Source organism: uncultured Psychroserpens sp. (assembly GCF_947501425.1).
Classification (GTDB): Bacteria; Bacteroidota; Bacteroidia; order Flavobacteriales; family Flavobacteriaceae; genus Psychroserpens.
The window spans coordinates 286,517-309,595 of the sequence record NZ_CANMVN010000002.1; the positions used below are offsets into that span (position 1 = coordinate 286,517).

The window sequence follows — 23,079 nt, forward strand, 5'->3', positions numbered from 1 at the left end:
TCAAATTATGGAAAAATCAATTAAATCATCATCAATAAACTATGGTATATATTTAGCCATAGGTCTTGTATTGTATACTGTGTTATGTTATGCTTTTAATGTAGAACTGGTGGTCAACTTTTGGATAAACATCCTTGTTGTTCCGTTAGCAATCATAACAATTGGTGTTATTTCAAGTGCAAAAGCAAGAAGCTTACTCGGTGGCTTCATGTCCTTTAAACAGGCCTTTATGACTTATTTTATTCCAATTGTATTGGGAGTATTAATTAATACTGTAGTGGTGGTGGTTCTCTATAATTATATTGATCCTGATACTGCCGACTATGTAAAAGAACTTGTGATAAATCAAACTAGAGACTTCATGGAAGGTTTTGGTGCTCCACAAGCTCAAATCAATGAGTCATTGGCTGAAATTGAGAGCCAGAACATCTTTTCACCTGGTATGCAATTAAGATCACTAGCACAAGGACTTATCTTCTTTACTGTTATTGGTTTAATCGTTGCTTTAATCATGAAGAAAAAAGACCCTAATCAAGCTTAAATAAAATCCCTATTTTTGAACTTTAAACATTCAAAATCACTAGATGAATATATCAGTAGTCATACCACTACTTAACGAACAAGAATCATTAACAGAATTACACGATTGGATTGCTAATGTCATGCAATCCAATCGTTTTTCGTATGAAATCATTTTTATTGATGATGGTAGTACAGATGAGTCTTGGGCAACAATTATGCAGTTATCCCAAAAAGATGCAAGTGTTAAAGGGATTCGATTTTTAAAGAACTTCGGAAAATCTCAAGCATTACACGCTGGCTTTGCAAAAGCCGAAGGCGATGTAGTTATCACTATGGATGCTGACCTTCAAGATAATCCAGAGGAAATCCCTGAACTCTACAACATGATTGTTGTTGATAAATTTGATCTGGTATCTGGTTGGAAAAAAAAGCGATACGACTCTGTTATTGCTAAAAATCTTCCTTCTAAATTATTTAATTGGGCTGCACGACGAACTTCTGGTGTTAAACTAAATGATTTTAATTGTGGTCTAAAAGCTTACAACAAGACTGTTGTAAAGAACATAGATGTTAATGGTGAAATGCATCGCTATATTCCTGTATTAGCTAAGAATGCTGGTTTTAAAAATATAGGTGAGAAAGTGGTGAAACATCAAGCTAGAAAATATGGTGAAACAAAATTTGGAATGGATCGTTTTATCAATGGCTTTTTAGACCTTATCACTATATGGTTTTTATCACGCTTTGGTAAACGTCCAATGCATCTATTTGGTGCTTTAGGTGTTATTATGTTTGGTATTGGATTTCTTTTTGCGCTTTATTTAGGTATTGATAAACTGTTTCTCAATCCTACAGGACGACTTATCACTGACAGGCCACAATTTTATTTGGCATTAGCCACCATGATCTTAGGGTCTCAATTTTTTATCGCTGGGTTTCTAGGGGAATTGATCTTACGTTCTAAAAGAGATAAAAGCCGTTACCTAATAAAACAGGAGCTTAATTTCTAACATTGTCATCGAATTAACGATATCTTATTCATTCAAAATTATTGAATTACGTACTTTTGTAGCATAATTATTACACATGAAACATATTGAACCGCAACTACTAGAACGCGTTAATACATGGTTAACGCCAACTTTTGATCAAGAGACTCAAAACTACATAAAAGACCTCATTGCAAATAACCCAACCGAACTCAAGGAAAGTTTTTATAAAGACCTTGAATTTGGCACAGGCGGAATGCGAGGCATCATGGGAATTGGTACCAATCGTATCAACAAATTTACTCTTGGTAAAAATACTCAGGGATTAAGCAATTATTTGCATCAACAATTTCCTTCGGAAACTTTAAAAGTAGCTATTGCTTACGATTGCAGACACAACAGTCAAACGTTGGCAAAACTTGTGGCTGATGTGTTTTCGGCTAATGGAATTCACGTTTACCTCTTTGAAGATCTACGCCCTACTCCAGAGCTATCATTTGCTTTAAAGCATTTGAATTGCCATTGCGGAATTGTATTAACTGCATCTCATAATCCACCTGAATATAACGGCTATAAGGTGTATTGGCAAGATGGCGGACAACTTGTTCCTCCTCAAGATGCAGAAATCATTGCTGAGATCAATAGTTTGGATTATTCAGAAATAAAATTTGAAGCAAACGAAGCTAATATCAATTATATTGGTTCGGCTGTTGATGACGTATTTATTAATAATTCCATTGAAAATGGTAGCTTTAACACTTCAGATGAAGCGAAACAAAACTTAAATATTGTTTTTACTTCTTTACATGGAACCTCAATAACAGCTATTCCTGAAACTTTAAAACGTGCTGGTTACACAAACGTAAATATTGTTGAGGAACAGCGTGAACCTAATGGTGATTTCCCAACAGTTAAATCACCAAATCCTGAAGAACCGGAAGCACTTAAAATGGCGATGGAACTAGCAGAAAAAGTTAATGGTGATATTGTTATTGGAACAGATCCTGATTGTGATCGCTTAGGTGTTGTAGTTAGGAATTTAGAGAACGAATTGGTCATATTAAATGGAAATCAAACCATGATCCTTATGACTAATTTCCTTTTAAAACAATGGGAAACTTCCAATAAATTAAATGGAAATCAATTTGTAGGTTCTACTATTGTGTCTACACCTATGATGTCAGTATTGGCAAACGCTTACAATGTAGAATGCAAAATTGGACTAACTGGTTTTAAATGGATTGCTAAAATGATCAAAGACTTCCCTGCTCTAGATTTTATTGGTGGTGGTGAAGAGAGTTTTGGCTTCATGGTAGGTGACTTTGTTAGAGATAAAGACGCCGTAACCTCTACGCTTCTAGCTTGTGAAATTGCTGCTCAGGCAAAAGCAAAAGGAATTAGTATGTATGAGGAACTCATTGAATTATATATCACACACGGATTTTTTAAAGAGCGTTTAGTATCCTTAACTAAAAAGGGCATTGAAGGCGCACAGGAAATTAAACAAATGATGATTGATGCACGTAAAAACCCTCTTGAAAAGGTAAACGGATCGAAAGTAATTAGAATTGAAGATTATCAATTATCTACTGTAAAAGATCTTCTAACCAATGAAGAATCAACAATTGACATTCCAAAATCTAATGTTTTAATCTATTATACCGAAGATGGAAGCAAAATAGCATTACGACCAAGTGGTACAGAACCTAAAATAAAATTCTATATCAGTGTAAATACATCTTTAGACAATGTGGCAGCATTTAAAGCTACGGAACAAAAATTGGAAGCACGTATCGATGACATCTTAAAAGATATGAATCTCTAGTCAATGAACTATTTCAAACAAATAATTCGCTTTGCAAAACCTTATAAAGGCTATGCCATACTAAATATTGTTGCCAACATATTTTACGCTTTATTTTCTGGCTTATCATTTATGGTATTGATGCCTTTATTAAAAGTGTTATTTGATAAAGAGGCTATTAGGGTTACTAAAAAACCAATCTATAATGGGTTTACAGAAGCTGCAACATTCTTTAATGACTATCTAAACTATCATATTAGTCAGCTTGCAGATAATGATCCAGCTAAAGCTTTAACGTTCGTAATTATACTCATCCTTACGGTATTCTTCTTGAAAAATGTATTCAATTATCTCGCAATGTATTTCATCACATTCTTGAGAAATGGTACCCTAAAGGATATTCGTAATGAACTCTACGGAAAAACTATAGAACTCCCTTTGTCTTACTTTTCTGAAAAACGTAAAGGTGATATTATGGCAAGATTAGGAACAGATGTTCTTGAAATACAACACTCGTTCTTATCTATTTTAGAGTTGTTCTTTAGAGAGCCACTCACCATTATTTTTACCATCATATTTATGCTTACAATTAGTGTAAAACTCACACTGTTTGTATTTATTTTTATTCCAATATCAGGAATCATTATTTCTCTAATAGGAAAAAGTTTAAAGCGGAAATCTGATAAGGTTCAAAAGGAACAAGGCTACTTTTTATCGTTGCTGGAAGAATCTCTTGGCGGACTCAAAGTCATAAAAGGGTTTAATATGGAAGGGATTTTCAATAGAAAATTTCAAGCTTCAACAAAACGCTTTTTTCACTTTTCAAACTCACTACTTAACCGAACTAATCTCGCTAAACCAACTAGTGAATTTTTAGGCATTGGTGTTATTGGTGTATTACTCTGGTTTGGTGGACGAATGGTATTAGTAGAGCAATCACTTGAAGGCGAACAATTTTTGACCTTTATGGGCTTAGCTTATAATATTCTTACACCAGCAAAAGCCATAAGTAAAGCTAGTTATAGTGTTAAAAAAGGTAATGCTGCTGCAGAACGTGTATTGGAAATTTTAAATACCGAATCGCCTTTAAAAGATGATCCAAATGCAATCATAAAAGAAGAGTTTACTTCGGAAATAACACTCAATAATGTCTCTTTTAAATACGAAGACGATCTGGTACTCAAAAACTTCTCAATAAAAGTTCCAAAAGGAAAGAGTGTTGCATTGGTCGGACAATCAGGAAGTGGAAAATCTACTATTGCCAATCTAGTTACCCGTTTTTACGATGTTACTGAAGGTCATATTGCAATTGACGGCACAGATATAAAAACCTTAACCAAACATTCGTTACGAGATTTAATGGGATTAGTAACTCAAGATTCGGTACTATTTAACGATACTATAAAAAACAATATCCTATTAGGAAAAGAAGATGCTACAGATGAAGAGATTATTGAAGCTTTAAAAATTGCCAATGCCTGGGAATTTGTAAAAGATCTGAAAGGCAACTTAGATTTCAATATTGGTGATTCAGGAACTAAAATTTCTGGAGGACAAAAACAACGTTTAAATATTGCTAGAGCTGTACTAAAGAATCCACCTATAATGATATTAGATGAAGCGACTTCTGCTTTAGATACAGAAAGTGAACGTTTAGTTCAGGTTGCTCTTGAGAACATGATGAAAAACAGGACATCGATAGTGATTGCTCATAGACTTTCTACAATTCAAAATGCAGATGAGATCATCGTCATGCAAAAAGGTGAAATTGCAGAACAAGGAACTCATAACGAACTTATTGCTAAAAACGGTGTTTATAAAAAACTTGTCGATATGCAGAGTTTCGAATAGTTAAAAATCGAATATAAGAGGCTTTAAAAAATAGAAAAGGATGCGACTTGGGTTGCATCCTTTTCAGTTCTATCGCCATATTTGGGGACAATGGCAATAATTAAGTAGGTTAGGCTGAGACAAACATAAATCAAATAAATGTACTGTGCAAGAAAAAAATGCATTTCATCGTTATTTTTTTACACTTAATCGATGTTTTTATAACCAACTAATTGATTACCAATTATTAAGATAAAAAAAAATTTTTTGATTAAACTTTCAGTAAATTGACGAGTCAAAAGAGAAAACGTTTTTATTGGACAACGAACAGGATTTTATACAACGTCTAAAGACCTCATCTACTAAAGAAGCTGCTTTTAAAGAACTTTTAAAACTTTATAAGGAACGACTCTATTGGCATATACGTCATATTGTGAAATCTCATGATGATGCAGATGATGTTTTACAAAACACCTTTATTAAGGTCTATAAAAACATTCATAACTTTAAAGGCGATAGTAAATTATTTTCATGGATGTATCGTATAGCAACCAATGAATCGATTACACACATCAACAAAAATGTGAAGCGCTTGAATTTGACTAATGGTGAAACGCAAGAACATTTGGTTAATAGTTTAACAGCTGATGTATATTTTGAAGGTGATGAAATTCAGTATAAATTACAACAAGCTATTGCGACGTTACCTGAAAAACAACAAATGGTTTTTAACATGAAATATTTTCAGGATATAAAGTATAAAGACATGTCAGATATTCTAGATACCAGTGAAGGCGCTTTAAAAGCTTCATACCATATTGCAGTAAAAAAAATAGAAGCCTATTTAACACAGGATTAAACCAATTAAAGACTTTAGAGTCTTATAGATATGAAACAGAAAAAATTAGATACTATTAAAACTTCAGGATTTAAAACACCTAAAGATTACTTTTCAAAAGTTGAAGAGCAAATTCTTAGTGAAGTTAGTATGATAGATAAAGTTGAGCAATCTGGTTTTGAAGTTCCTGAGTCGTATTTTGATTCCGTAGAAAAGAGCATATTAAATCAGGTTACTCCAGAAAATGACACCAAAGTTGTATCCTTATTCACTTGGAAAAAAGTCATGTATACTTCAGCCATTGCTGCATCATTGATTTTGATGTTTAATGTGTTTTATAGTCCTTCGGAAAACATAAGCTTTGAAGATATTGAAATGGCTTCTATTGAGAATTATATCGAAGCAGAAGACTATACCAGTTACGAACTAGCTGCGCTTTTAACTGAAGATGAGCTTAACAAAGACAATTTTATTGATAACAACATCTCTGAAGATTTACTTGAAGATTATCTTTTAGATCAAGTTGATATTGAAGACCTAATTATAGAACAAACACAGTGAAACATCATTTAGTTATAGTATATAAAATGCTTAATAACAATCAGATGTTACATGTGACAACTAAAAAAAAAATAAACGTGTACACATGAAAAAGATATTTATAACACTACTTTTTATTGCGCTAACGCTTAATGTTTTCGGACAACGAAAAGAGAGACAGGAGCGTATCAAAGCGTTAAAAGTTGCTTTTATTACTGAAAAATTAGAACTGACTACTGATGAAGCTGAAAAATTTTGGCCAATTTACAATGCACACGAAAAGGAAATGGAAATGTTACGCCTTAATGCCAGAGAACAAAGACGTAATTTAAAGATTGAAGATCTCAATGAAGCAGAAGCAAAAAAAGCACTCAATGATTTTTTAGCTTTCGAGAAAGAACAACACACCCTTAAAAATGATTTGATTGAGAGTCTCTTAACAGCAATTCCTGCAAAAAAAATCATCTTACTTAAACTTGTTGAAGAGCAATTCAAAAAGCAAATGCTTAAAGAATTACAAAAACGGCGAGAGCAATTCAGAAAGAACAGACCTTAACAAAAAAGAAGCCAATTGGCTTCTTTTTTTATTTCTTGAATGTTAATTTAGACACACGTCCACTACCAGCAGCATAAGCCACACTATCGTTTAAAAATCTTATGGTATAAAATCCTTCGTCACTTAAATGAGACCAGGTATTCCCCGAATCGGCTGAGTAATCAATACCTTTAAAGCCAATAGCTACTAATTCTTCGGCGTTACTACCAGGAACATATTGTACACAACTTCGGTATCCTGGCGATTGATTTTGTGCCACAAGCTGCCATGTTTTTCCACCATCTTGAGTTCGTATTTTATTAGCTGAACTATCTGCTGCTTTTGTATAATCTCCTCCAATACCAAAACCATTCATATCATCATAAAAATCGATAGAATAGATACCTTCAGTGTCTTTTGCTTTCATGATAGGTGTATCGATAGTGTCCCATGAGACGCCTTTATCTTCAGAATAATAGATACGTCCAGCTGTTGTTGCAACCCAGGTTTTATCTCCAATGATTGCAATATTAGTATCACTTGCAGCAAAGGCACCTTCGCCTTCAATGCCTTCTGGTAATTGATCACAGGTTAACTTAGTCCAGGTATCTCCACCATCTCTGGTAATAATCACAGATAAACAACCATCTACGCTATCTCCAATAGCTATCCCTTCTTTTGCATTCCAAAACTCCATTGAGTCATAGAAAGCTTTTGGGTGATCTTCTTTGTAGATCACCTTATTCTTTTCGATATCGACATCTAATTTATATAGGAGTGCTGGAGAACCAATACTTATTCCAAAGCCAGCATCATTACTAACAGCTAAGGCTCTGAAATTTGGAACAATAGAATCGTATTTGAGATATATTGGAAAATCTTCTTTAAGAGATTCAGGCATGTCAAAATCATCTTTATAATAAACTCCTAAACCGCCATTAGACGTTAAATAGACTAGTCCGACAGCATCCACGATCTCAATCGCTCTTACATTTAAAGTTGAGTCTTGCACTAACGTTTCAATGTCAACTTTTGAAAATCGGTTTTTAATCGGTTTGTACTTATTAATATTGTGATTAAAGAGTCCGCAACTCCCTAAACCAATAATAACAATAGGACCTAACAATACAACTAGTAATCGCTTCATGAGTTTCAAATTTCTATAAAAATAGAAAAGCTCCATGACATAATCATGAAGCCTTTCAAATTAACATTAAAAAAATAATCCAAATAATTATTATTGTCTACCACCAGGACGCCTTCCTCGTGGTTGTCTAGCATTGGGTTGTGGGGCGTTCTCTAATTCTTTTCTGGATAAAAACCCATCGTCATTAGTATCAATACTATCTAACATTTGAAAATATTATTTATTTCCGTCGTCTCTTTTTTCGGAGTGCTTTTTTAACAATCTCATTGAACCGTTTTTTCTGCTGATCTGTACAAATCTCTTGTATGGCTTTAAAATGGTAAAAGGTCTTTTCATCTCTTTGTATTTCATAATCACCAATGATTTGTAATAATGAATCTACTGTATTCTTTGATACATGCTCTTCAGAAATTTTATTCAGCAATTTACCTTTAAACTTCTTAAGTGAATCAGAAATCACATTCATTTCCATTTCGTGTTGATCAGTGAGAACAGTAAACTTTTGCATTTGTGCGTCATCAAACTTTAATTCTTTAGCAATAAAATCGCTTTGACTTACTCTTTTCTTTCCTTTATAACGACCTAAATGATTGACTAGAAAAAAGACATTAGCAACTGCCAGAAATATGATTAATATGTATAAAATTTTATTAGTCTTCATAAGTATCAGTTAATAAGCTATTATCTTCAGATGTATTCAAATCATGCAAATCAGCAAATTCTGAAATATTGTCGTCATAGGATAAATTATTAATTTGAGTTAGAGCTACGATATTTAAAACAATAAAACAAAGTAAAGTTGCCAGCTGCAGTTTTGGCGTAAACCACGACCAACCTGATTGTCTCATTTCTTTTTCAGAAAATAATACATTCAACGTTTTATCTTTAAAAAATGGAGATACCTTAACATCATTAATAGTATCTGCACTATTCAAAACGCTATGTACTTGATCCTGTATGTGTTTATTTGATTTCATGGTCATTCTTTTAGATGCTGTTTATAATAAAAACTTGTGTTAGCTATCATTTTTATAAAAATCTTCAAGTAATTTCTGTAAATTTTTCTTGGCTCTAAACATAAGCGACTCCACTGAAGATAGGCTTTTCTCTGTAATATCACAAACCTCTTGATAACTCTTTCCGTCTATTTTGTTCAGTGTAAAGACCAATCGTTGAGCTTCAGGTAAATTGTTTATTGCTAAAAATAATAGCTCCTGTTTCTCTTTATTCTCCAAAATAATCCCTGGATGATTCATTTCAGTAAAATAATTAGTTCTGTCCAGTTCAAAGTTTTGGCCTGTTATTGACTGCATAAAGGCAAAACGTTTCTTGGCATTTCGCTTTCGTATAAATTCTAAACATTTATTTGTTGTAATTCTATAGATCCAGGTTGATAATTTTGATTGTTTCTTGAATTTAGAGATTGATCTAAAGACCTCTACAAAAACCTCTTGAGCAATATCTTCGGCATCCTCTTTATTAGGAACAAAAGACAAACATGTTGCAAATACTTTTTGCTGATAGTCGTCCAAGAGCTTACTGTAAGAGGCTCTACTTCCACTTTTTAATGCTTCTATAAATTCGGTTTCTGTCAAAAAAAAGAAAACTAGTATTAATTCAATTAGGTTTAGATGCGTTAAGCAATAAAAACTTGTGTAAAAAAATTATTTCTCAAAAGATAACACTTTATCTCAAACACTTCAATATCTCAACTTTTAATGTACCTTTGCATGCTTAATTTTTTATAATGCGTTTACACAGAAACTTATGCTTTGCAGTTATTGATGGATTAACACTTATCTTCAATGAAGGCAAATATGCAGACAAAGTTATTCAACAACTACTAAAACGTGATAAACGTTGGGGAAGTCGTGATCGTGCCTTTGTTGCCGAAACCACCTATGACATTGTGAGATGGAAACGTCTTTATGCAGAAATTGCAGAAGTCAAAGCACCTTATGATCGTGATAACCTGTGGCGAATTTTTGCCGTTTGGGCAACGTTAAGAGGTATCAAATTACCCGATTGGAAATATTTTGAAAATACACCACAACGTAAGATCAAAGGTAAGTTTGATGAGTTGTCTCAAACCAGAAAATTTAAGGAAGCTATTCCAGATTGGATGGACGAATTGGGTGTTAAGGAATTAGGAGAAGCTGTATGGACAAAAGAAATTCATGCCTTAAATGAGCAGGCAGATGTAATCCTTAGAGTTAATACACTTAAAACGACAAAGGAAAAATTACAATCACTTTTATTTGATGATCATATAGAAACAGAATCAATTAAAGGGTATCCTAATGCTCTAAAACTGAAAGAACGTGCTAATGTATTTCAAACCGAAGCCTTTAAAAATGGTTTTTTTGAAGTTCAGGATGCCTCCTCTCAGTTGGTTGCAGAATTTTTGGATGTAGAACCAGGTATGAGAGTTGTGGATACTTGTGCAGGTGCAGGCGGAAAAGCCCTACACATTGCTTCTTTAATGGAAAACAAAGGTCAGGTTATTGCGCTAGATATTTATGCCAATAAGTTGCATGAGCTCAAACGTAGAGCAAAACGTAATGGTGCTTTCAATATTGAAACACGACCAATTGAGTCTACTAAAGTAGTGAAGAAACTATATGATAAAGCAGATCGTGTATTAATTGATGCTCCGTGTTCTGGACTAGGCGTTTTGAGACGAAATCCTGACGCCAAATGGAAATTACAACCTGAATTCATTGAAAGCATCAAACAAACTCAACAAGATATTTTACAACAGTATTCCAGAATTGTTAAACCTGGAGGCAAGTTGGTATATGCTACCTGTTCTATTTTACCTTCAGAAAATAGAACACAAGTTGACACGTTCTTAACATCAGAATTAGGAAAAGACTTTACCTTTGTAAAAGATAAAAGTATATTATCGCATCAATCTGGCTATGACGGATTTTACATGGCATTACTAGAAAAGAAAAAATAATACCCAAAATACATGAAGCATTTTTACACTTTATTCATTGCTCTTATTACATTAACAGCTTCGGCTCAGGTTCCTGCTGGTTATTATGACTATGCTACTGGAACAGGTTATACCTTAAAGACGCAGTTATTTAGAATTATCAACAGTACTGATGATCCTCAAATAAATAATACTATAGAAGAAATTCAAACCGTAGAAAGTTATAATTCATTAGATGGTTTCAATTCTACTTATGAAAGAGACTTCTATTACGAGACTAATGGTAGTAATACCATTTTAGACATGTACTCTGAAAATCCTACAGGAAATGACCCTTACAATTTTACACCAGGTGCTGATGAATGTGGAAACTTTAATGCTGAAGGAGTTTGCTATAACAAAGAACACGTCATTCCACAATCGGTATTTAGTTCTCAAACACCTATGTATAGTGATGCACATCATTTGATTCCTACTGATGGAAGGGTGAATGGATTTAGAAGTAATTATCCATTCGGAAATGTTGACGATAACCAATTAATCTCTCAATCTGGTATTTCTAATCCAACCCAAAACGGTTCTAAAGTGGGAGGTTATGAAGATTTAGGCTATCCAATTGATTATTCTGGAACTGTTTTTGAACCTATAGATGAATTTAAAGGTGATATTGCTCGTATCTATTTTTATTTTGTGACACGTTATGAAAATCAGGTAAGCAACTGGTCATCTTATCCAATGTTTAATGGTACTTCAGACCAGGCCATAGCTGAACCATTTTTGAGTGTATTAATCGATTGGCATTTAAATGATCCTGTATCGCAAAAGGAAATCGATAGAAATAATAATATTTTTTACAACCATCAAAACAATAGAAATCCTTTTGTTGACCATCCTGAATATGTATTGCAAATTTGGAGTACAACACCAGATACTGAAGCTCCTTCTGATGTAATCGATCTTGTAGCGTCTAATCCTACAGATAATAGTATTGACTTGTCATGGACAGCTGCAACCGACAATATTGCTGTGGCTTCATATGATATTTATGTAGATGGTGTGAACACATTCAATACATCTAGCACGACTTTTACAGCTACAGGTCTTACAGCAGATACCAACTATTGCTTTACGCTTAAAGCAAAAGATGCCTCTGGCAATGAATCTAATTTCAGTAATGAAGATTGTGAAATGACCACAAATAATGGAAGTTCTGGTGGTGATATTGATATTTTCTTTTCGGAATATATCGAAGGTTCAGGAACTAATAAAGTACTGGAGATCGCTAATTTTACAGGAGCAACCGTTGACATGTCAATCTATACTTTAAAACTTAGTACCAATGGAAATGCCAATTGGAGCACCACTTATACATTTCCAAATAATACTTCTATTAACAATGAAGATGTATATGTGATTGCCAATGGAGGTTCTACAGTATGTACATCAGAATATGATAATCTTAATAATGATATCACATCTTTCAACGGAAATGATGCTATCGGGTTATTCAAGAACGATGTATTGATTGATATCTTAGGCGATTTTAATAGTAGTGCTAATTATGCACAGAATACGACGTTAGTTAGAAAACCTACTGTAGATAGACCAACAACGACATTTGATATTAACGAATGGAATAGTTTTGCATCTAATAATTGTGATGATCTTGGCTCACACATTCAAACCTTGGGTGTTGATGAATTTACCACTTTTGAGTTTATCATGTATCCAAATCCTGCCAATGGTGATGAAGTGACTATTATATCAAATCAAGATATTGAAGTTGAAGTTTACGATATTCTTGGTAAGAAAGTAACAGTTCAAAGCATTTCTACCGATCAGCAAAAACTTGATATCTCAAGATTATCAAAAGGCATGTACATTATTAGATGTAATGCATCTAATGGAAGTATTACTAAAAAACTGATCAAACAATAAGGCTTATATTCTTCTAAAAAAAGCGTCCTGATTAATCGGGACGCTTTTTTTTAGCTATAAATCCTGTATTCGATGTAAAGTAGAAGTTTGAGATTCATGACTGGATAAATCTTCTATGATATAATTACCAATAGTTTCACAACTTTCCATAATTCCGAAGGGCAATAAAATAATACAGATCCAAACAAATAGATAATTAGGCGTAGCAAATTGCCTTGGATACGGAAAGTTTTTAATCCGTTCACTTTTACCTTGCAGTGTATAAAACTCAACCAACATATTAGCCAATTCCATATGTCTAAAATCTTCAATCAAACCATCGTTCTTTAATTCCTTTAAACGTCTAGACTGAACTCCTAGTAACTGAGATGCTTTATTTCCTTTGGCAAATACGTCTTTGTATTCGCTTTCAGAAATATAACCTTCAATCGCCTCTTCGATAGGAATTGTATCCTCACAAATCAGATAATGGTTTTCTCTAAATTCTCGATTCGATTTACCTGATTTTACATGCTGCTCCCATGGTTTATCTGCTCGTAACTGATAACGCAACGCTGTTAACCAGGCAACATGCCTGTGTACTAACTCTTTATGAATAGCGTGCAATTCTTCATCTGATAATTTATTTTTAGCATGATCATTAGTTATAAAATCCTTGACCATTATCGTCCATGATCTTGACGCGTTTACAATGCCACCCCAAATCTTACGAGCTTCCCACAATCGGTCATAAGATGCATTATTCTTAAAACTTACAATAAAAGCTACAGCTGTTCCCAAAACACCTAGCGGCAACCATGGAACATGCAACCATTTAAGTCCTACAATATCAAATAATACTACAGGAATGGTTGATAAAACAAAGAACAAAAAAATATGACGCCTTGTCCATTTAATGACTCCCATTACGGGAAATATTCGTCTTGTGTACATAGTATTGGTTTAAGTCAACTAAAAGTAACCAAATATGACCAATTATTGTGATTTGATTTGTGAATTATTTAGTGAATAACTCTCAATATTCATTTTAATTATCACCTTAAGTTACATTGAAAAAGTGTAAATTTGAGCTTTCAAAATTTCAAAAAAATACGATAAAATGATTCATTTCTTCGGAAACCAAAACAGCAAGGTATTTGCTGTTCAAGCAACAAAAGAATTATCTACCGATACGACTGCAAAATTGATATGGTTATTTGGCAATCAACCAAAAATAGAACAAGCATCACTCGATGCTTTTTTTGTTGGACCACGTGCTGCTATGATAACACCTTGGAGTACAAATGCTGTAGAGATTACCCAAAATATGGGAATTACAGGCATCATTCGTATTGAAGAGTTTGAATCATGCGCAGAAGATTTCAAAGGTTATGACCCGATGATTTCTGAAAAATATAACAAGCTTGACCAAAATTCATTTACTATAGACATCCAGCCTGAAGACATTTTGGATATTGAAGATATTGCAGCCTACAATCAACAAGAAGGTTTGGCGCTAAGTGATGAAGAAATTGAATATTTAGAAGGTGTTTCAAAACGCATAGGAAGACCTCTAACCGACTCAGAAGTTTTTGGGTTTTCACAAGTAAATTCTGAACACTGTCGCCATAAGATTTTTAACGGCACTTTTGTTATTGATGGTGAAGAGCAACCAACGTCTCTTTTTAAAATGATCAAAGAGACATCAAAACAACACCCAAATGATATTGTCTCAGCTTACAAAGATAATGTAGCATTTGTAAAGGGACCAAAGATCGAACAGTTTGCACCAAAACGTGCTGATGTTCCTGATTTTTATACCAAATCAGAATTTGAATCGGTCATCTCGCTTAAAGCCGAGACCCATAATTTCCCTACCACAGTTGAACCTTTCAATGGAGCTGCAACTGGTTCTGGAGGAGAAATCAGAGACCGACTAGCTGGTGGAAAAGGATCAATACCATTAGCAGGAACTGCAGTTTATATGACAGCTTATTCTCGTCTGGAAGATGATCGTCCATGGGAACAAAAACTGAAAGCTCGTCCGTGGCTCTACCAAACACCAATGGACATTTTAATAAAGGCTAGTAATGGTGCTTCAGACTTTGGTAATAAGTTTGGACAACCTCTTATTTGTGGTTCAGTACTCACTTTTGAAAATAAAGAAGACAATAGAACCTTAGCCTATGATAAAGTAATCATGCAAGCTGGCGGAATTGGCTACGGAAAATTAGATCAAGCCATAAAAGCAGTTCCTGAATCTGGAGACCAGATCGTGGTGCTTGGTGGTGAAAACTATAGAATTGGAATGGGTGGTGCTGCTGTATCTAGTGCAGATACTGGAGAATTTTCTTCAGGAATCGAACTCAATGCTGTACAGCGTTCTAATCCTGAAATGCAAAAGCGTGCAGCCAATGTGGTTCGTGGTATGGTTGAAAGTGAAGAAAATCATATCATATCTATCCATGATCATGGTGCTGGCGGACACCTAAACTGTTTGAGTGAACTTATAGAAGATACTGGTGGCTGTATCGATTTAGATAAATTACCTGTTGGAGACCCTACACTTTCCGATAAAGAAATAATTGGTAATGAATCTCAAGAACGTATGGGATTATTAATTGCCGAAAAACATTTAGACCATATCAGTAAAATTGCTGAACGCGAACGCTCACCATTATATACTGTTGGTCATGTAACAGATGACAAACACTTCTGTTTTAGATCTGAAACTAAAGGAAATACTCCTATGGATTTGGATTTAGAAGACATGTTTGGAAGTTCTCCAAAAACAATCATGACCGATAAAACGGTTAATCGAACGTATAGTGAGCTAAATTATAATGCTGATCTTATCTATGATTATTTAGACCAGGTATTGCAATTAGAAGCTGTAGCATGTAAAGATTGGCTAACTAATAAGGTGGACCGTTGTGTTGGCGGAAAAGTAGCTAAACAACAATGTGCTGGTCCGCTACAATTGCCATTAAACAATGTTGGTGTTATGGCTTTAGATTATAACGGAAAAGAAGGGATCGCAACCTCCATAGGACACTCTCCAATTTCAGGATTAGTCAATCCGGAAGCTGGAAGTAGAAATAGTATTACTGAAGCTTTGACCAACATTATTTGGGCTCCTCTTAAAGACGGTTTAAAAAGCGTATCGCTCTCAGCAAACTGGATGTGGCCATGTAAAAATGAAGGTGAGGATGCCAGACTATATTCAGCTGTAAAAGCCATTTCAGAGTTTGCAATAGAGTTAGGAATTAATGTTCCAACAGGAAAAGATTCATTGTCTATGAAACAGAAATATGCCAATGAAGAGGTCCTTTCTCCTGGTACAGTCATTATTTCTGCTGCTGCTAATTGTAACAATATCCAAAACGTAGTTGAGCCTGTTCTTCAAAGAGATGCAGGTGATATTTACTATATTAATTTATCACAAGATAATTTTAAACTAGGCGGAAGTTCGTTTGCTCAAATTTTGAATACTATCGGAAATGAGGTTCCTAACGTTCAAAATGCCTCTTATGTGAAACGCGTGTTTGACACCTTGCAGAAACTCATAAAAGATCATCAAATCTTAGCTGGTCATGATGTGGCTTCTGGCGGACTTATAACAACTTTATTAGAATTGTGCTTTGCAGATGTAAATCTTGGAGCAGAATTAGATTTGAGTGCTCTTAATGAAAAAGATTCTATCAAATTGCTATTTGCTGAAAATTCAGGTATAGTTTTCCAATCTAAAGATGCCTCAATAGAACAAGTGCTCTCTGAAGCTGATATTGAATTTTTCAATATAGGAAAAGTAACTAGTACTGATGTTCTTGGAATTATTAATGGCAATGAAGTTTTTACAATGACCATTTCAAGATTGAGAGATATGTGGTATAAAACCTCTTACCTACTCGATCAAAAGCAAACGGCAAATGATTTGGCTAAAACGCGATATGAAAATTATCCAAAGCAATCATTAGAGTATAGTTTTCCGAAGCATTTCGACGGAAAACTACCAGAAATAGATCCAACGAAACCAAAACCTAAAGCGGCTATTCTAAGAGAAAAAGGTAGCAACTCTGAACGTGAAATGGCTAATGCCATGTATTTGGCTGGATTTGATGTCAAAGATGTACATATGACCGATTTAATTTCTGGTCGTGAGACTTTAGAAGACATACAGTTTTTAGGTGCTGTTGGAGGTTTTTCAAATAGTGATGTTCTAGGGTCTGCAAAAGGTTGGGCTGGTGCTATAAAATACAATGACAATGCCAATAAAGCCATAAATAATTTCTTCAAAAGAGAAGACACTTTATCTGTTGGAATATGTAATGGTTGTCAGTTATTTATGGAACTAGAGTTAATAAATCCTGAACATGATGAGCACGGAAAAATGCTACATAATGACTCACACAAACACGAAAGTGCCTTTACTTCGGTTACTGTTCAGGAAAATAATTCGGTGATGTTGTCTACACTCAAAGATGCCACTCTTGGTGTTTGGATCAGTCATGGTGAAGGTAAGTTTCATCTTCCTAAGAGTGAAAAGGATTATAACATCGTAGCTAAGTACGGTTATGATAGTTATCCGGCAAATCCTAACGGATCAGATTTTAATACAGCCATGCTTTGCGATGCGTCTGGTCGTCATCTTGTTATGATGCCACATATTGAACGTTCGACATTTCAGTGGAACTGGGCTTATTATCCAGCTCACAGAAAAGATGAGGTTTCACCTTGGTTAGAGGCATTTATTAACGCTAGAAAGTGGATTGAAAATAAATAGCTTGTATTCATGATATTTAGACTATTGATCTTCTGTGTTTTTGTGTCTTTTTATAGTCATTCTCAAACCATAGAATCTAGTTTTAAATATACTGTTGAAAAAGACTCAATCTTTTTAGATGAATACGATAATGCTATTGACAAACGTCTTTTTGATTTTAAATTAAAAAGCACCTTGTTTTATAGCTTAACTATGAGTAATGATACTCTGGTATTGAACAAATTGAGATTTTCTCACCTCTTTGGAGAGTTGGAAACACCTAAAAAACAACAATTGTTCAAATTCTTATCACAGCGAAATAATGTCGACACTACTAAAGTCATGATTATTCATTATCAGGATACTTTAAAGAAGATTAATGAATTTCCTGAAAAATCAGCATTAATTTATAGCAAAGACAGTTCAAGTCACAGACATGTCATTAGTCATAAGGCATTTCTAAAACAACATAAGAAGTGTCAAAACAAACTCAACACTAAAAAAACTAGAGTTTATCATTTCTATGGTCATAATAATGGGCATCCAGAGTCTATTAAAAAATTAACATGGACAAAAGACCATTTGCACTTAATCAATACACTTTTTAGAGACGCTTATAAACGCTATAGTGCAATAATTATTCATCCTGATGGTAGCTTTTATTGTTGGAACTATCGCGATGGTAATCTGGATGTATATGAGGACATTAGAAAAGGAAAACGCTGGGACAAGCATAAGAAAGAATTTATAAAAAAATTGGAAGCACTCAATTCTATGTGATTTATCAGACATAGCTTGCTTTTACCAAAGTAATGTATTAATTTACCTACAATTAATCCTTATTCATGACGCTAACCTATTTTGATCATAGTGTACCACACTTAATCGAAGAGTATTATCAACTGTCGTTTTCTGAAAATGCTGTGCCTTTTCAATCTACAGTACTGCCTGTTGGTTTTACACACATCACTCATTTGTTCTACGGAAAACAAAAAGCTATTTTAAACTCAAAAGAAATGCCTCTGCAAGATACGATCATTAGCGGACAATTTTTTAGATCCTATCAATTGCACTGCGCCTCAGAATCGATGTCATTTGGAATTAGTTTTCACCCAACTGCATTGTTCAAAATATTAAATACTGATGTTTCTAAATTAGATAATAAGCACATGGCTTTGTCAGAATTCCATCCTGAGTTTCATGCTAAGATTCAAAGTGTTTTTAGTAATTTTTCCAGCCCTGAGAGCATGGTAAAACATCTTAATAAGTTCTTTTCAGACATAAAACTTACCACCAATAAAAACACTGAAAACATTGATATTGCTATCAATTTAATTAAAAATAAAGAAGGATTACTGAGTGTTCAAGAGATTCTAGAGCATTTAAATATATCTCAAAAAACATTAGAGACTCAGTTTAAAAAGATTGTCGGACTCACACCAGGAAAATATGTGAGACTATATCGCTTTTTAAAACTCATGAGAAAATATGAAAGTCAGGAAATTGCCATTAAAGATTTGATGTTTATGTTTGATTATTATGATAGATCTCATTTCTCAAAAGACTTTAAATTATTTATGAGTGAAACTCCAAAATCATATTTTAAAAAAGATTACCCGTTGCTCAAAGCAGTATTTAAAAATAGTTAGTTACGATTTTTTACACCATTATACTATTTGTAAATCTTAAATTTACGTATTGAAATGAAATTCATTCCTAAAATTAATATATAGGGTTTATTAGTTTTTAGTTATTTGTAGTAAAGTATTGACATTTCATTTTAGTTAAAATTCAACAAATTAAGGAGTTGTGTCATTGCACCTCCTTTTTTTATGCACACATTTGAAATTCACTTTTAATTTCATAATTTGCAATACTACAATCCTTTCAAACGAGATGACAGAAATAACGAGACTTTTCGACTTCCCATACTATCAATTAGAGGTACACAACCTGGATGCTGCATTAGTAACAAAATATGATGGCAAATGGGTAAAAACTTCAACTAAAGATTATCTAGACAAAGCAAATGCAATGAGTAGAGCACTGCTGAGATTAGGTATTCAAAAAGATGATAAGATTGCTGTCATATCATCAACAAACAGAACGGAATGGAATATCATGGATATTGGAATTCTTCAGCTAGGCGCTCAAAACATTCCAATCTACCCAACGATATGTGCAGAGGATTATGAATATGTACTTAACCATAGCGAATCGATATACTGTTTTGTTTCAGACGCAGAGGTTTTAGAAAAAGTAAGAAAAGTACAAGCTAACACATCCTTAAAAGAAGTCTATTCTTTTGATCATATTGAAGGATGTAAGCATTATTCGGAATTATTCGAATTAGGAAAAGATGACAGTAATCAGGATGAAGTACAAGCAAGAAAAGATGCTGTGCTACCTGATGATCTTGCAACCATAATTTACACTTCAGGTACTACCGGAAAACCAAAAGGTGTGATGCTATCCCATTGGAATATTACAAGTAATGTACTGAACAGCTCACCAAGAGTACCTCTTTCAGAAGGGCAAACACGAGTTTTGAGTTTCTTACCAATATGTCACATTTTTGAACGCGTACTAATTTATGTCTACCAACATGCAGGTACCTCCATATATTTTGCCGAAGCCATCGATAAAATTGGAGATAACGCCAAAGAAATAAAACCAAACCTCATGAGTGTGGTTCCAAGACTATTAGAAAAAGTCTTTGATAAAATCATGTTAAAAGGCGAAGAATTATCTGGTATTAAAAAAGCACTCTTCTTTTGGGCTGTTAAACTTGGAGAACAATGGGAACCCTATAAAGCTAATGGTGCATGGTATGAGTTTAAGTTAAAGATAGCCAATAAACTCATCTTTAGTAAATGGAGAGAGGCACTTGGTGGAGAGTTAACCACAATGGTCTCAGGTAGTGCAGCACTACAACCAAGACTATCTCGTATTTTTGCGGCAGCAGGTATGCAAGTCATGGAAGGTTATGGTTTAACTGAAACCTCACCTGTGGTGACCGTAGGTATGTACAAGGACAATATGTATAAAGTTGGAACAGTTGGCAAGCCAATTAATGATGTAGAAATAAAAATTGCAGATGATGGCGAGTTGTTAATTAAAGGTCCTAACGTCATGAAAGGCTACTATAAAGATCCTGAAAAAACAGCTAGTGTAATGACTGGCGACTATTTTCATACAGGTGATAAAGGTGAAATTGATGAAGATGGGTTCTTGAAGATTACTGGTCGTAAAAAGGAAATGTTCAAAACCTCTGGTGGTAAGTATGTCATTCCACCACTTTTAGAGAACGAAATGAAACAGTCTCTTTTCATTGAACAAATTATGGTTGTAGGTGAAGGCGAAAAAATGCCTGCGGCAATAATTCAGCCTAATTTCGAATTTATTAGAGATTGGATTGAACATAAAGGTCATGATATTGGAACATCTGAAAAAGACATTGCAACTTCAGATATTGTTGTCAAACGTATTCAAAAAGAAGTGGACAAATACAATAAACGCTTCGGAAAATGGGAACAAATCAAACGCTTTGAGTTAACACAAGATGTATGGTCTATAGATGGTGGACATTTAACACCTACTATGAAAATGAAACGCGATATCATAAAAGGAATTTATCAGGATCTATACGACAAAATATACCGAGCATAGCTTATACTGAGGGTTTTAACCCATATTACTACTTTTTTAGACCTTTTTTCAAACCCGAAAAAAGCATGATTAACGTATTGTAGATTTAAATTTGCGGTAGTAATCTAAAAAACGAATATTATGAAATTTCCAAAATTAGTTTCCGTAGTAATACTGTCACTACTGTTTAGTCTAAGTGCATTTGCACAACAATCAACCGAGTTTTCAATGACCAGAAATTTAGGGTTTAAAGAATCTTCAAAAGTTCAAACTGTTGATATTAAAATTTCCGAAGGAACTTCAGCACTAAGACTTGATATTAAATGCGGCGTTAGAAAAGGAGATGTCACCATCGAGATCTATGATCCTGAAGGGACCAAACAAGGTGAGTTTTCCGTAGAAAGTATAGAGACAGAAGATGACGGTTCTCTTTTCAATATGCTAAAAAAAGGCGTAGAAGGACAAATTAATAAATTCATTAAAAACCCACAATCTGGTACATGGACTATTAAATTTATTCCCAAAAATTCTACAGGTAGTGTTAAAATCCTGTCTTGGCAAGGCCTGTAAATATTGATTTTGATGTTTAAAACCAGCTTTAAAACATATCTGTTTTCAATAGTATTATGTTGCTCCTGTGTATATTGTTTTACTCAAAACACACAAGAGCAGCATAATATCAAAGGAACTATAAAACTGGATTCTACCTGGACTAATAAAGTGTATTTATCGCTTATTCCTTCGTTTAATAAAATGTACACCATGTCAAATGCCATGATTGTCTCTGTAGCAGACATAGATGAAAATGGCCATTTTAAATTTGACACCTCCTTTTTACCTGAAGATGAACGTTTATATCGTATACACATCGCAAAAAAAGATGCACCTCCAGCCTCATTAATCATTGGTGGTGATGATGAAAATCACATCTTTATTATAACACAGAAATATTCTAATATTTCAATACACAAGAATGCTAAAACAATGCCGTTTCATCAAACTAAAATCTCGGGTGGATTATCTAATGACGCGTTGGATGAAATCAACGAAATATCAAAATTTATTGACAGTACAGGTGTTGAAAACACCTATCTCAAAAGAGAATTCATTACTAAAGGTATAAATGAAAAGTTGCGATTTATTGCAGACACATCCTCTAACGGTTTGGTATCACTTTACGCACTCTACAAAAGCAAATATGAAAGCAATTACGAAATCAATAAACAATTTTATACTGATTATTTAGAAAAATGGTCGCATAACAAATCGTCATATTTTAGTGAGTTTAGAAATAGTCTCCCACGGGAAGATCAAAAAGAATCATACTCCTACACCAATATAATTTTAGCGATATGTTCTTTCCTTCTTGGAATATTATTTAGTTACTATTTCTGGGTATTGAGGAAAGCTAATAAACTTAAGTCATTAAGTGTTCAGGAACGAAAAATCTTTATGTTACTTCAAGACGGTAAAACAAACAAAGAAATTTCAGAAGAACTAAATATTGGCTTAAGTACAGTTAAATCACATGTTAGTAATATTTACTCAAAGCTTGGCATAAAATCTCGCAAAGAAATTCTTGATATGAATTTGTAGATTTTAAATA

20 protein-coding genes are annotated in these 23,079 nt (G+C 33.8%); 15 read left to right on the top strand and 5 right to left on the bottom strand.

Annotated elements, in window-relative coordinates; translation table 11 throughout:
• Positions 1 to 7 precede the first annotated feature (7 nt).
• The 7 genes from Q0951_RS03820 (at position 8) to Q0951_RS03850 (ending at position 7,079) form a co-directional block, all read left to right on the top strand.
• Entirely contained in the window at positions 8 to 541 is a 534-nt protein-coding gene (locus Q0951_RS03820) for a DUF4199 domain-containing protein (protein WP_299334457.1), read from the top strand.
• Between the two features lie 43 nt (positions 542 to 584).
• On the top strand, positions 585 to 1,532 hold the full coding sequence (locus tag Q0951_RS03825; RefSeq protein WP_299334460.1) for a glycosyltransferase family 2 protein: 948 nt from the start codon (positions 585 to 587) through the stop codon (positions 1,530 to 1,532).
• Between the two features lie 76 nt (positions 1,533 to 1,608).
• Positions 1,609 to 3,336 (top strand): phospho-sugar mutase, encoded by a 1,728-nt coding sequence (locus Q0951_RS03830; RefSeq protein ID WP_299334462.1) that lies wholly within the window; start codon positions 1,609 to 1,611, stop codon positions 3,334 to 3,336.
• A 3-nt stretch (positions 3,337 to 3,339) separates the two neighbouring features.
• A complete protein-coding gene (locus Q0951_RS03835) occupies positions 3,340 to 5,166 on the top strand; it encodes an ABC transporter ATP-binding protein (protein ID WP_299334465.1) in 1,827 nt (608 codons plus the stop codon).
• Between the two features lie 295 nt (positions 5,167 to 5,461).
• Entirely contained in the window at positions 5,462 to 6,004 is a 543-nt protein-coding gene (locus tag Q0951_RS03840; protein ID WP_299334468.1) for an RNA polymerase sigma factor, read from the top strand.
• A gap of 30 nt (positions 6,005 to 6,034) precedes the next feature.
• Positions 6,035 to 6,544 carry a hypothetical protein gene (locus Q0951_RS03845; RefSeq protein WP_299334471.1) on the top strand — a complete coding sequence of 170 codons (510 nt, stop codon included), beginning with the start codon at positions 6,035 to 6,037 and terminating at the stop codon, positions 6,542 to 6,544.
• A gap of 85 nt (positions 6,545 to 6,629) precedes the next feature.
• Positions 6,630 to 7,079 (top strand): hypothetical protein, encoded by a 450-nt coding sequence (locus tag Q0951_RS03850; protein WP_299334474.1) that lies wholly within the window; start codon positions 6,630 to 6,632, stop codon positions 7,077 to 7,079.
• 28 nt (positions 7,080 to 7,107) lie between these two features.
• On the opposite strand, the gene Q0951_RS03855 is transcribed toward Q0951_RS03850, so the two are convergent.
• The 4 genes from Q0951_RS03855 to Q0951_RS03870 all read right to left on the bottom strand — a co-directional run bounded on the left by Q0951_RS03855 (position 7,108) and on the right by Q0951_RS03870 (position 9,800).
• Complete coding sequence (locus Q0951_RS03855; RefSeq protein ID WP_299334476.1) at positions 7,108 to 8,205, bottom strand: oxidoreductase; 1,098 nt, start codon at positions 8,203 to 8,205, stop codon at positions 7,108 to 7,110.
• A 220-nt stretch (positions 8,206 to 8,425) separates the two neighbouring features.
• On the bottom strand, positions 8,426 to 8,866 hold the full coding sequence (locus tag Q0951_RS03860; protein ID WP_299334478.1) for a hypothetical protein: 441 nt from the start codon (positions 8,864 to 8,866) through the stop codon (positions 8,426 to 8,428).
• On the bottom strand, positions 8,856 to 9,182 hold the full coding sequence (locus tag Q0951_RS03865; RefSeq protein ID WP_299334481.1) for a hypothetical protein: 327 nt from the start codon (positions 9,180 to 9,182) through the stop codon (positions 8,856 to 8,858). Before Q0951_RS03865 ends, Q0951_RS03860 begins: the two co-directional genes overlap by 11 nt.
• Before the next feature lie 39 nt (positions 9,183 to 9,221).
• Positions 9,222 to 9,800, bottom strand: a complete 579-nt coding sequence (locus tag Q0951_RS03870) for an RNA polymerase sigma factor (RefSeq protein ID WP_299334484.1) — start codon at positions 9,798 to 9,800, stop codon at positions 9,222 to 9,224.
• A gap of 152 nt (positions 9,801 to 9,952) precedes the next feature.
• Here Q0951_RS03870 and Q0951_RS03875 point away from each other — a divergent pair, with 152 nt between their 5' ends.
• Together Q0951_RS03875 and Q0951_RS03880 are read left to right on the top strand one after the other, a co-directional pair.
• Positions 9,953 to 11,167, top strand: a complete 1,215-nt coding sequence (locus Q0951_RS03875; RefSeq protein ID WP_299334487.1) for a methyltransferase domain-containing protein — start codon at positions 9,953 to 9,955, stop codon at positions 11,165 to 11,167.
• A 12-nt stretch (positions 11,168 to 11,179) separates the two neighbouring features.
• Positions 11,180 to 13,084, top strand: a complete 1,905-nt coding sequence (locus tag Q0951_RS03880; RefSeq protein WP_299334489.1) for an endonuclease — start codon at positions 11,180 to 11,182, stop codon at positions 13,082 to 13,084.
• Between the two features lie 54 nt (positions 13,085 to 13,138).
• Here Q0951_RS03880 and Q0951_RS03885 read toward each other — a convergent pair whose 3' ends face one another.
• Positions 13,139 to 14,017, bottom strand: coding sequence for a bestrophin family protein (locus Q0951_RS03885; RefSeq protein ID WP_299334491.1), 879 nt, complete (start codon positions 14,015 to 14,017; stop codon positions 13,139 to 13,141).
• A gap of 166 nt (positions 14,018 to 14,183) precedes the next feature.
• Here Q0951_RS03885 and purL point away from each other — a divergent pair, with 166 nt between their 5' ends.
• From purL to Q0951_RS03915, 6 genes are all read left to right on the top strand, one after another.
• Positions 14,184 to 17,846, top strand: coding sequence for a phosphoribosylformylglycinamidine synthase (purL, locus tag Q0951_RS03890; RefSeq protein ID WP_299334493.1), 3,663 nt, complete (start codon positions 14,184 to 14,186; stop codon positions 17,844 to 17,846).
• A gap of 9 nt (positions 17,847 to 17,855) precedes the next feature.
• A complete protein-coding gene (locus tag Q0951_RS03895; RefSeq protein WP_299334496.1) occupies positions 17,856 to 18,605 on the top strand; it encodes a hypothetical protein in 750 nt (249 codons plus the stop codon).
• Positions 18,606 to 18,670: 65 nt separating this feature from the next.
• Positions 18,671 to 19,474: a helix-turn-helix domain-containing protein gene (locus Q0951_RS03900; RefSeq protein ID WP_299334498.1), complete on the top strand. Its 804-nt coding sequence runs from the start codon at positions 18,671 to 18,673 to the stop codon at positions 19,472 to 19,474.
• A gap of 247 nt (positions 19,475 to 19,721) precedes the next feature.
• Entirely contained in the window at positions 19,722 to 21,494 is a 1,773-nt protein-coding gene (locus tag Q0951_RS03905) for a long-chain fatty acid--CoA ligase (RefSeq protein WP_299334501.1), read from the top strand.
• Between the two features lie 120 nt (positions 21,495 to 21,614).
• Positions 21,615 to 22,043, top strand: a complete 429-nt coding sequence (locus tag Q0951_RS03910; RefSeq protein ID WP_299334504.1) for a hypothetical protein — start codon at positions 21,615 to 21,617, stop codon at positions 22,041 to 22,043.
• Positions 22,044 to 22,055: 12 nt separating this feature from the next.
• The gene (locus tag Q0951_RS03915) at positions 22,056 to 23,069 is read left to right on the top strand and encodes a helix-turn-helix transcriptional regulator (RefSeq protein ID WP_299334507.1); all 1,014 of its coding nucleotides are present in this window, start codon (positions 22,056 to 22,058) and stop codon (positions 23,067 to 23,069) included.
• The last annotated feature ends 10 nt before the right edge of the window (positions 23,070 to 23,079 follow it).

Excerpts from the sequence above, each read along its gene's own strand:
- Q0951_RS03830 (WP_299334462.1), top strand. The coding sequence starts at position 1,609 with ATGAAACATATTGAACCGCAACTACTAGAACGCGTTAATACATGGTTA.
- Q0951_RS03825 (WP_299334460.1), top strand. The coding sequence starts at position 585 with ATGAATATATCAGTAGTCATACCACTACTTAACGAACAAGAATCATTA.
- Q0951_RS03845 (WP_299334471.1), top strand. The coding sequence starts at position 6,035 with ATGAAACAGAAAAAATTAGATACTATTAAAACTTCAGGATTTAAAACA.
- Q0951_RS03835 (WP_299334465.1), top strand. The coding sequence starts at position 3,340 with ATGAACTATTTCAAACAAATAATTCGCTTTGCAAAACCTTATAAAGGC.
- Q0951_RS03885 (WP_299334491.1), bottom strand. The coding sequence starts at position 14,017 with ATGTACACAAGACGAATATTTCCCGTAATGGGAGTCATTAAATGGACA.
- Q0951_RS03865 (WP_299334481.1), bottom strand. The coding sequence starts at position 9,182 with ATGAAATCAAATAAACACATACAGGATCAAGTACATAGCGTTTTGAAT.
- Q0951_RS03860 (WP_299334478.1), bottom strand. The coding sequence starts at position 8,866 with ATGAAGACTAATAAAATTTTATACATATTAATCATATTTCTGGCAGTT.
- Q0951_RS03910 (WP_299334504.1), top strand. The coding sequence starts at position 21,615 with ATGAAATTTCCAAAATTAGTTTCCGTAGTAATACTGTCACTACTGTTT.
- Q0951_RS03895 (WP_299334496.1), top strand. The coding sequence starts at position 17,856 with ATGATATTTAGACTATTGATCTTCTGTGTTTTTGTGTCTTTTTATAGT.
- Q0951_RS03850 (WP_299334474.1), top strand. The coding sequence starts at position 6,630 with ATGAAAAAGATATTTATAACACTACTTTTTATTGCGCTAACGCTTAAT.
- purL (WP_299334493.1), top strand. The coding sequence starts at position 14,184 with ATGATTCATTTCTTCGGAAACCAAAACAGCAAGGTATTTGCTGTTCAA.
- Q0951_RS03905 (WP_299334501.1), top strand. The coding sequence starts at position 19,722 with ATGACAGAAATAACGAGACTTTTCGACTTCCCATACTATCAATTAGAG.
- Q0951_RS03900 (WP_299334498.1), top strand. The coding sequence starts at position 18,671 with ATGACGCTAACCTATTTTGATCATAGTGTACCACACTTAATCGAAGAG.
- Q0951_RS03820 (WP_299334457.1), top strand. The coding sequence starts at position 8 with ATGGAAAAATCAATTAAATCATCATCAATAAACTATGGTATATATTTA.
- Q0951_RS03880 (WP_299334489.1), top strand. The coding sequence starts at position 11,180 with ATGAAGCATTTTTACACTTTATTCATTGCTCTTATTACATTAACAGCT.
- Q0951_RS03875 (WP_299334487.1), top strand. The coding sequence starts at position 9,953 with ATGCGTTTACACAGAAACTTATGCTTTGCAGTTATTGATGGATTAACA.
- Q0951_RS03855 (WP_299334476.1), bottom strand. The coding sequence starts at position 8,205 with ATGAAGCGATTACTAGTTGTATTGTTAGGTCCTATTGTTATTATTGGT.
- Q0951_RS03915 (WP_299334507.1), top strand. The coding sequence starts at position 22,056 with ATGTTTAAAACCAGCTTTAAAACATATCTGTTTTCAATAGTATTATGT.